The sequence below is a fragment of the Pseudomonas sp. YuFO20 genome (genome assembly GCF_035064975.1).
Taxonomy (GTDB): domain Bacteria; phylum Pseudomonadota; class Gammaproteobacteria; order Pseudomonadales; family Pseudomonadaceae; genus Aquipseudomonas; species Aquipseudomonas putida_AE.
The window spans coordinates 56,839-63,478 of sequence record NZ_JAXDEO010000040.1 but is presented as its reverse complement, the minus strand read 5'-3'; the positions used below and the strand labels follow the sequence as shown (position 1 = coordinate 63,478).

Sequence of the window (6,640 nt, the reverse complement as noted above, 5' to 3'; positions counted from 1 at the left end):
GGCTTCGTGATAAGCGGTGTTCTGCTTTTCTTTCTCGGACATGACCATGGATTTGCGCTCGGCGCCCATCATGATCTTGTCTTTGGCCAGTTCGAACTCTTTCATCTCGACGATGCGCTTGCCGGCACGGGCAGCGAACAACGACGCCTCGTTGACCAGGTTGGCCAGGTCGGCACCGGAGAAGCCAGGGGTACCACGGGCGATCACGGCCGGAGCGACGTCGTCACCCATTGGCACTTTGCGCATGTGGACCTTGAGAATCTGTTCGCGACCACGGATATCCGGCAGGCCGACCACGACCTGACGGTCGAAACGGCCTGGACGCAGCAACGCAGGGTCCAGTACGTCGGGACGGTTGGTCGCGGCAATCACGATGATGCCGTCGTTCATTTCGAAGCCGTCCATCTCCACCAGCAACTGGTTGAGAGTCTGCTCGCGCTCATCGTGACCACCGCCCATGCCGGCACCACGGTGGCGACCGACGGCGTCGATTTCATCGATGAAGATGATGCATGGCGCGTGTTTCTTGGCCTGTTCGAACATATCGCGAACACGGCTGGCACCGACACCGACGAACATTTCGACGAAATCGGAACCGGAAATGGTAAAGAAAGGCACCTTGGCTTCGCCGGCAATCGCCTTGGCCAGCAAGGTTTTACCGGTACCCGGAGGACCGACCATCAGTACGCCGCGAGGAATGCGGCCACCCAGGCGCTGGAACTTGCCCGGATCACGCAGGAACTCGACCAGCTCGCCGACTTCTTCCTTGGCTTCGTCGCAACCTGCAACGTCTGCCAGGGTGGTTTTCACCTGGTCTTCGGAGAGCAGGCGCGCCTTGCTCTTGCCGAAGCTCATCGGCCCGCCCTTGCCACCGGCACCGCCCTGCATCTGGCGCATGAAGAACATGAACACCGCGATGATCACCAGGATCGGGAAGCTCGCCACCAGGAGTTGAGTCCAGATGCTTTGCTGCTCAGGCTGTTTGCCTTCGACCACGACGTGGTTATCCACCAGGTCGCCGATCAGGCCGTTGTCCTGGATTGCCGGACGAATGGTCTTGAAGCTGTCGCCATCGTTGCGTTTGCCGGTAATCACGTAGCCATCAACCGCCACGCGCTCGACCTTGCCATCCTTGACCTGCTGGATGAAGTCGGAATAGTTGAGGGTCTGCGGCTCGTTAGGGCTGGAGAAGTTGTTCATCACCGTCACCAGGACAGCCGCGATGATCAACCACAGGATCAGATTCTTTGCCATATCGTTCAATTAACTACCCTCTGAAGCAAGCGCCGCGTTGGCGCGCGCTTCGCATGATATTCACCGGCCTAACTTACTACATTACCTACAACTCTGGCAGGCGCCGTCTGTAACCCTTTGTGAAACACTTTCTACACAATATTCGCTTATGCACGCGAGGCGAAATACGAAAAACCTATCACCCCGCCAAAAAACCTCGTTTTACTCGCTGCGACCGCGATAGCCCCAAGCCAGCATGTATTGCTCGCGAGAGCTGCCACGCGAAGAGTCCGGCTTGAGCATCTGGATCTTGTCGAATTTCTTGCGAGCGTCCTTCAGGTAGACATCGAAACCTTCGCCCTGAAAGATCTTGATCACGAAATTACCACCAGGTTTGAGTATCCGCTCAGCCAAATCAAGTGCCAGCTCGCACAGGAACATGGCTTTGGGCATGTCCACTTCAGGCGTACCACTCATATTGGGGGCCATATCGGAAATCACAAGGTCCACCTGCGAATTACCGACGGCCTCAAGGATCCGGGCGAGCACTTCGTCCTGGGTGAAGTCACCCTGGATGAAAGTCACGTCCGGAATGCCGTCCATTTCCAGGATGTCCGAGGCGATCAGACGGCCTTGACCACCGATCAGCCGGCTGGTCACCTGCGACCAGCCACCGGGCGCCGCACCCAGGTCGACAACGCTCATGCCCGGACGGATCAGCTTGTACTTCTCCTGGATCTCCAGAAGCTTGTAACTCGCACGCGAGCGGTACCCGTCCTTCTGCGCCTGCTTCACATAGGGGTCATTGACATGTCTTTTCAGCCACTCAAGGCTTGTCTTGGAACGCGCCATCGGGCACCTCGATGATAAGGGTCGTGATTAGTTGGGCGGATCCACGAACCCTCGGGTAAAATGGCCGCCATTTTACAGAATCCAGACGAAAGGGTCAGATTATGCCGCTCACTCAAGAGCAGAAGAAACAGTACAAATCCATTGGCCACCATCTGAAACCAGTTTTGATTGTGGCTGACAACGGTTTGACTGAAGGTGTGTTAGCCGAACTCGAACGCGCATTGGCGGATCACGAGCTGATCAAGATCAAGCTCAACATCCTCGATCGCGAATCGCGCCTGGCATCCATTGCCGAGCTGTGCAAGGTTGGCAAAGCAGACCTGGTACAGGTCATCGGCAAGATGGCACTGATTTACCGCAAGAACTTCAGCGTCAACAAGCAGCTGTCGAACGTCCATCGCTTCAAGTGATGACAAGGGTCAAGGGTGTGCTTCGCGCACCCTGCCACTCCATCCGGGTACCGGCTGCATGATCAGCACCAGTCCCGAGAACCCCAGAACCATATAGCTGAACACCTGCCAGCGCTGCGCATCAGGCCAGCCGACAAGCACCGCGACAAACATCGCACACGCGCACAACGCGATCAGTAACACCTGCCCACGAAAATCCCGCCATAGACTGGCAAGGCCATTGGCCTGTACCAGCACCAAAGCCTGAAAGATCACGCACACGGCGGCAAACATCACCACCATGGTTTCGAACAAGCCGGCGATCTCATCGATCAGCAACGGTGCCAGGCCAATTCGACCCAACACCGGCTGCAAGCCGAGATGTACCAGCCACAGGCCGCCGACCCACAACATCTGGGCCAGCTGCCAGAGCATGGCGCCCGCATGCAGCGGGCGCCTGGCTTCAGATGTGACGGACTTCGACAATCTCGTACTCGATAACGCCGCTTGGCGTTTTTACTGCAACCACATCACCCTCTTCCTTGCCGATCAAGGCACGGGCCAGGGGTGCGCCCACCGAAATCTTGCCGAGTTTGAAGTCTGCCTCGTCCTCTCCCACGATGTGGTAGGTGACGCGCTCATCCGTCTCGACGTTGGCGATTTCAACGGTGGTGCCGAAGATCACTTTGCCGGTGTGAGGAATGGTCGTGACATCGATGATGACCTGATTCTGGATCCGGCCTTCGATGTCACGAATCCGCGCCTCGACCATACCCTGCTGCTCGCGAGCAGCGTGGTATTCGGCGTTTTCCTTCAAGTCACCCAACTCACGGGCCGTACCGATGTCCTGGCTGAGCTTCGGACGAACGACCTTGGTCAGGTGAGTGTGTTCTTCTTCCAGGGCGCGAGCGCCCTGAACGGTCATCGGGTACTTGGTTATGCTCATGCCTTCAATCCTGCGTGTAGATCCTGCAAGCGGCGTACGGTCTTCTCGGGACCGAACTTCAGCGCTTCGCAGATCGCTTCGCCAGCAGCAATGGTCGTGGTGCAATAGATCTTGTGCTGCAGCGCGTTGCGACGAATGGAATAGGAGTCAGCGATCGACTGACGGCCTTCAGTGGTGTTGATGATCAGGGTGACTTCGTCATTCTTGATCATGTCGACTACGTGCGGACGCCCTTCGGTCACCTTGTTCACGCGGCGCACTTTCAGGCCTGCCGCTTCGATCAGCTTGGCGGTACCGGCAGTGGCAACCACTTCGAAGCCCAAGTTGATCAGATCACGGGCCACGCCCGCAACCAGTGGCTTGTCGTCATCACGAACGCTGATGAACGCAGTACCGCCGGTCGGCAGCACTTCGCTGGCGCCCATCTGGGCCTTGGCGAATGCTTCACCGAAGGTGTCGCCCACGCCCATCACTTCACCGGTGGACTTCATCTCCGGGCCGAGGATCGGGTCAACGCCAGGGAATTTGGCGAATGGGAACACCGCCTCTTTCACACTGTAGAAGTTCGGGATGATTTCCTTGGTGAAACCCAGCTCTTTCAGGGTTTTACCGGCCATCACGCGTGCGGCGATCATCGCCAGGGAAACACCGATGCACTTGGACACGAACGGTACGGTACGCGAAGCACGCGGGTTGACTTCGATGACGTAGATGTCTTCGCCTTGCAGCGCCAACTGTACGTTCATCAGGCCGACCACGCCCAGCTCCAGGGCCATTTTCTTGACCTGTTCGCGCATCTCGTCCTGGATGTGCGCCGGCAGCGAGTACGGCGGCAGCGAGCATGCCGAGTCACCGGAGTGAACGCCGGCCTGCTCGATGTGCTGCATGATCGCGCCGATGACGACGTCTTTACCGTCGCAGACCGCATCCACGTCCATTTCGATGGCGCAGTTGAGGAAGTGGTCCAGCAGCACCGGGCTGTCGTTGGACACTTGAACCGCTTCACGCAGGTAGCGCTTGAGTTCTTCTTCTTCGTAGACGATTTCCATCGCACGACCGCCCAATACGTAGGACGGACGCACCACCAGCGGGTAACCGATCTTGGCGGCTGCACGAATCGCTTCGTCTTCGCTGCGCACGGTGGCGTTTGGCGGCTGACGCAGGTTCAGGCGCTGGACCATCTGCTGGAAGCGCTCGCGGTCTTCGGCACGGTCGATGGCGTCAGGGCTGGTGCCGATGATCGGCACGCCTGCGGCTTCCAGGGCACGGGCCAGTTTCAGCGGGGTCTGGCCGCCGTACTGGACGATCACGCCTTTTGGCTTCTCGACGCGGACGATTTCCAGCACGTCTTCCAGGGTCACTGGTTCGAAGTACAGGCGATCGGAGGTGTCGTAGTCGGTGGAAACGGTTTCCGGGTTGCAGTTGACCATGATGGTCTCGTACCCGTCATCGCGCAGGGCCAGTGCCGCGTGTACGCAGCAGTAGTCGAACTCGATGCCCTGGCCGATACGGTTAGGACCGCCGCCCAGGATCATGATCTTGTCGCGGCCCGATGGCGCAGCTTCGCACTCTTCTTCGTACGTCGAGTAGAGGTACGCGGTATCGGTGGCGAACTCGGCGGCGCAGGTGTCGACGCGCTTGTAGACCGGGAAGATTTCCAGCTTGTGACGATGGGCGCGCAGGGCCTTCTCGGTCACACCCAGCAGCTTGGCCAGGCGCATGTCGGAGAAGCCTTTGCGCTTGAGGCGGAACATCAGGTCGCGGTCGATGCTGGTCAGACCCAGGGTCTTGACCTTCTCTTCGTCCTTGATCAGGTCTTCCATCTGTACCAGGAACCACGGATCGATCATGGTCATGCCGAAGATGTCTTCAACACTCATGCCGGCGCGCATGGCGTCCGCCACGTACCAGATACGCTCGGCGCCCGGCACGGTCAGCTCGCGCTTGAGCACGCTCATGCTTTCCGGGTTGCTCAGGTCAACCTTCTCGTCCAGGCCGCAAACGCCTACTTCCAGGCCGCGCAGGGCTTTCTGCAGGGATTCCTGGAAAGTACGGCCGATGGCCATGACTTCACCGACCGACTTCATCTGAGTGGTGAGACGCGCGTCAGCCTTGGCGAATTTCTCGAAGGCGAAACGTGGCAGCTTGGTCACGACGTAGTCGATGGACGGCTCGAAGGACGCCGGGGTCTTGCCGCCGGTGATGTCGTTCGACAGCTCGTCCAGGGTGTAGCCCACAGCCAGTTTGGCCGCGACCTTGGCAATCGGGAAGCCGGTGGCTTTCGAAGCCAGTGCCGACGAGCGGGATACACGCGGGTTCATCTCGATCACGACCATGCGGCCGGTGTTCGGGCAAATGCCGAACTGAACGTTGGAACCGCCGGTTTCCACGCCGATCTCGCGCAGTACCGCCAGGGAGGCGTTACGCAGGATCTGGTATTCCTTGTCGGTCAGGGTCTGTGCCGGTGCCACGGTGATCGAGTCACCGGTGTGCACGCCCATCGGGTCGAAGTTTTCGATGGAGCAGACGATGATGCAGTTGTCCTTCTTATCGCGGACAACCTCCATCTCGTATTCTTTCCAGCCGATCAGCGATTCGTCGATCAGCAGCTCTTTGGTCGGCGACAGGTCCAGGCCGCGGGCGCAGATTTCTTCGAACTCTTCACGGTTGTAAGCGATACCGCCACCGGTGCCGCCCATGGTGAAGGACGGACGGATGATGCACGGGAAGCCGAGCTTCTCGAGGACCGCATTGGCCTCTTCCATGCTGTGGGCGATACCGGAACGCGGGCACGCCAGGCCGATGGACTTCATCGCCTTGTCGAAACGCGAACGGTCTTCAGCCTTGTCGATGGTGTCGGCGTTGGCACCGATCATTTCTACGCCGAACTTCTCCAGAACGCCTTCACGCTCCAGGTCCAGGGCGCAGTTCAGTGCAGTCTGGCCGCCCATGGTTGGCAGCAGCGCGTCCGGACGCTCCTTCTCGATGATCTTGGCAACGGTCTGCCACTTGATCGGCTCGATGTAGGTGGCGTCGGCCATGGCCGGGTCGGTCATGATGGTGGCCGGGTTGGAGTTCACCAGGATGACGCGGTAACCCTCTTCGCGCAGGGCTTTGCAGGCCTGGGCGCCGGAGTAGTCGAATTCGCAGGCCTGGCCGATAACGATCGGGCCAGCGCCGAGAATCAGGATGCTTTTAATGTCTGTACGTTTTGGCATGG

At 59.0% G+C, this 6,640-nt stretch carries 6 protein-coding genes; 1 reads left to right on the top strand and 5 read right to left on the bottom strand.

Going from position 1 to position 6,640, the window contains the following annotated elements; translation table 11 throughout:
* Both ftsH and rlmE read right to left on the bottom strand, forming a co-directional pair.
* Positions 1–1,254: ATP-dependent zinc metalloprotease FtsH (gene ftsH / locus SOP85_RS21555; RefSeq protein ID WP_323628170.1), on the bottom strand; the 1,254-nt coding region annotated here is incomplete at its 3' end.
* A gap of 201 nt (positions 1,255–1,455) precedes the next feature.
* Positions 1,456–2,085: a 23S rRNA (uridine(2552)-2'-O)-methyltransferase RlmE gene (gene rlmE, locus SOP85_RS21550; RefSeq protein ID WP_274074071.1), complete on the bottom strand. Its 630-nt coding sequence runs from the start codon at positions 2,083–2,085 to the stop codon at positions 1,456–1,458.
* Between the two features lie 101 nt (positions 2,086–2,186).
* Here rlmE and SOP85_RS21545 point away from each other — a divergent pair, with 101 nt between their 5' ends.
* A complete protein-coding gene (locus SOP85_RS21545; protein ID WP_007942889.1) occupies positions 2,187–2,495 on the top strand; it encodes a YhbY family RNA-binding protein in 309 nt (102 codons plus the stop codon).
* A gap of 9 nt (positions 2,496–2,504) precedes the next feature.
* Here the strand turns inward: SOP85_RS21545 and SOP85_RS21540 are convergent, their stop codons facing one another.
* Genes SOP85_RS21540 through carB form a run of 3 tightly spaced genes read right to left on the bottom strand, consistent with a single transcriptional unit; the run spans position 2,505 to position 6,638 of the window.
* Positions 2,505–2,909, bottom strand: a complete 405-nt coding sequence (locus SOP85_RS21540; protein ID WP_274074072.1) for an MFS transporter — start codon at positions 2,907–2,909, stop codon at positions 2,505–2,507.
* A 28-nt stretch (positions 2,910–2,937) separates the two neighbouring features.
* The gene (gene greA / locus SOP85_RS21535) at positions 2,938–3,414 is read right to left on the bottom strand and encodes a transcription elongation factor GreA (RefSeq protein ID WP_274074139.1); all 477 of its coding nucleotides are present in this window, start codon (positions 3,412–3,414) and stop codon (positions 2,938–2,940) included.
* A gap of 2 nt (positions 3,415–3,416) precedes the next feature.
* Positions 3,417–6,638 (bottom strand): carbamoyl-phosphate synthase large subunit, encoded by a 3,222-nt coding sequence (gene carB / locus SOP85_RS21530; protein WP_323628169.1) that lies wholly within the window; start codon positions 6,636–6,638, stop codon positions 3,417–3,419.
* Positions 6,639–6,640 lie beyond the last annotated feature (2 nt).

What these genes read in the sequence shown, in the direction of transcription:
- rlmE (WP_274074071.1), bottom strand. Translation starts at nt 2,085, where the DNA reads ATGGCGCGTTCCAAGACAAGCCTTGAGTGGCTGAAAAGACATGTCAAT.
- SOP85_RS21545 (WP_007942889.1), top strand. Translation starts at nt 2,187, where the DNA reads ATGCCGCTCACTCAAGAGCAGAAGAAACAGTACAAATCCATTGGCCAC.
- SOP85_RS21540 (WP_274074072.1), bottom strand. Translation starts at nt 2,909, where the DNA reads ATGCTCTGGCAGCTGGCCCAGATGTTGTGGGTCGGCGGCCTGTGGCTG.
- carB (WP_323628169.1), bottom strand. Translation starts at nt 6,638, where the DNA reads ATGCCAAAACGTACAGACATTAAAAGCATCCTGATTCTCGGCGCTGGC.